Genomic DNA, 2,188 nt, shown 5'->3' with positions numbered 1-2,188 from the left:
CGCCTCTCCCGCGCGCTCGCCGACCGAGGCCTCAGGGTCCAGGGCGTCTCCGCCCACATGGACCTCTCCTCCTCCGACGCCGGACCGATGCTCGCCCGGCGCATCGCCTTCGCGGGGGCGCTCGGTGCTGGCATCCTCATCACCAATGCCGGCCCGGCGACGGGCCGCGAGGCTATTCTGCAACGTCTGGAAGCGGCCCTCCCGGCGCTCGAAGCGGCCGGCGTCACCCTGGCGCTCGAGAACCCGGGCCACGGCTCGGGCGACCTGATCGGCCGGGGGGAAGAGGGCGCGGCCCTGGTCCGGATGCTCGGCTCGCCGCGACTGCGGCTCAACGTCGACATCGGCAACCTTCTGACCTACGCGGGTGGGGTCGAGCCAGGTCTCTCGGCCGCGCTGCCCTTCGCCGCCCACGCGCATCTCAAGGACATCGCCGAGGAGGGGCCGGACTGGCGCTTCGTTCCCTTGGGCGAGGGCCGCGTGGATTGGGCCGCCGCCGCCGGAGCCCTGGCCCGCTTCGCCCCGGGCCTGCCGGTCGCCATCGAGCTTCCGCTCCGCCTGCGTCGCCCCGGCCGCTCGGACCCGGTCCGCGCCGCCGAGCCGCTGCCCCTTCCTGCCATCCGGGAGGCGATCCGCCGCTCCCTCGCCACCTGGGCGCGGGTCTCGGACGCCTGACGCGACAGAGCCCCCTGGACACCGCCGTTCGACCGGTGCCATTGGGCCGCGACCCTCCCCGGAGCCCCGACTTGCCCCGCGCCGACGCCTTCGACACGCGCCTCTTCCTCTCCGGCGCGCTTGCCTTCTTTGCCTCCGGCATGATGCCGCCGCTCTACGGGGTGACGCTGCCACTCTGGTCCGAGGCATTCGGGCTCGGCGAAGGGGAGGGGGGATGGCTCCTGGCCGCGAACGGAGCCGGGTCGTTCCTCGCCGTGCTCGCGGGCTTCCTCGGGGTTTCCGGGCTCGGCATCCGGACTGGGCTCGCCGGCCTGGTCCTCGGCACCGTGATCCTCGGCCTCTCGAGTAGCTGGGGGATGGCCCTCGCCGGGGCCTTCGTGACGGGGCTCGGCTTCGGCGTCCTGATGGCAGCGGTGAACCGGGGCTTCCTGGCCGGATTCGGGGCGCGCGGGCCCGGGATGGTCGGCCTCGTCAACGCCATCTACGGCTTTGGCGCCATCGTGTCGCCCCTCGCGTTCCTCGCGACCGGCAGCCGGCCGACGCTGGCCTTCGCGGGGGTGACGGCCCTTGCCGCCGTCGCCCTGTCGCTCGCCCGCCCGGAGCCGGAGCCCACTCGACGCGGCCTCCCCGACCTGCGCGACCGACGGCTCCTCGTCACGCTCTTCATCTTCGGCAACGGCCTCATCGAGGGGCTCTCGGTCGGCTTCGGCGCCTCGGCCCTGGTCGGGACCGGCCTGGGGGAGGAGACCGCGGCCGGCCTGACCTCCGGCTTCTTCATGGCCTACCTCGCCGCGCGGCTCGCGCTCACCTGGCTGGCGGGGCGCTTCCCCCCGGACGTGCTGTTCCTGATCGGAACCGGGGGCGCCGGCCTCGCGATGGCGACCGCCGCGCTCGGCGCGCCGGCGCTGGGCTACGTCGCCGCAGGCGCCTTCGTGGGCATGATCTTCCCGTCCTACTACGTCTGGGCGATGCGCATCCTGGGACCGGACCCGCGGATGACCTCGGCCATACTGACGGCCGGGCTCCTCGGCGGGCTGCTGAGCCCCATCGCCGTCCAACCGATCCTGGCCCGCGCGGGCGAGGAGGCCGTGCTCTCCATCGTGGCCGTCGCCGGGCTCGCCGTAGCCGGGATCTTCGCGCTCCTCCGCACCCGCACGGGCCGGCTCGCCCTTCCCTGAACTCAGGCGCGCCGCGCCCCGACCAGCACCGCGCGGAGGTGGTCGAGCACCAGCCCCACCCCCGCCTCTCCCAAGGCGGCGGAGGCGTCCCGCGCCGTCGCCGTGTACCAGGGACCGCCCTCGGCCGCCGCCATGTCCACCGTCTCGGGGCGGAGCGCGAGCATGAACGAGGTCTCGCCCTGGCCCGCGTGGTCGAAGGGGTAGCGGCGGAGCGCTTCGGGCGTCAGAATCGGATGGGCCTTGATCCAGTTGAACGGATCGTCCCCGGTCGCGTGCTGGGCGTAGTAGTCGGCGGACTCCGGGGCGCCCCACCACCCCTCACCCCGGACCCGCTCCAG

Annotated in this window: 3 protein-coding genes; 2 read left to right on the top strand and 1 reads right to left on the bottom strand. The window is 74.4% G+C overall.

Annotated features, from left to right (window positions below; all coding sequences use genetic code 11):
- Both AC5JLB_RS00360 and AC5JLB_RS00355 read left to right on the top strand, forming a co-directional pair.
- The coding region (locus AC5JLB_RS00360; protein WP_495871872.1) for a sugar phosphate isomerase/epimerase family protein at window positions 1–672 on the top strand (672 nt) is incomplete at its 5' end.
- 71 nt (window positions 673–743) lie between these two features.
- The gene (locus AC5JLB_RS00355; protein WP_495871871.1) at window positions 744–1,850 is read left to right on the top strand and encodes an MFS transporter; all 1,107 of its coding nucleotides are present in this window, start codon (window positions 744–746) and stop codon (window positions 1,848–1,850) included.
- 2 nt (window positions 1,851–1,852) lie between these two features.
- Here AC5JLB_RS00355 and AC5JLB_RS00350 read toward each other — a convergent pair.
- The coding region (locus AC5JLB_RS00350) for a hypothetical protein (protein WP_495871870.1) at window positions 1,853–2,188 on the bottom strand (336 nt) is incomplete at its 5' end.

The organism is Myxacorys chilensis, assembly GCF_059505265.1.
Note: the sequence above shows the minus strand (reverse complement) of the source record. Positions and strands in the feature narration are given on the sequence as shown.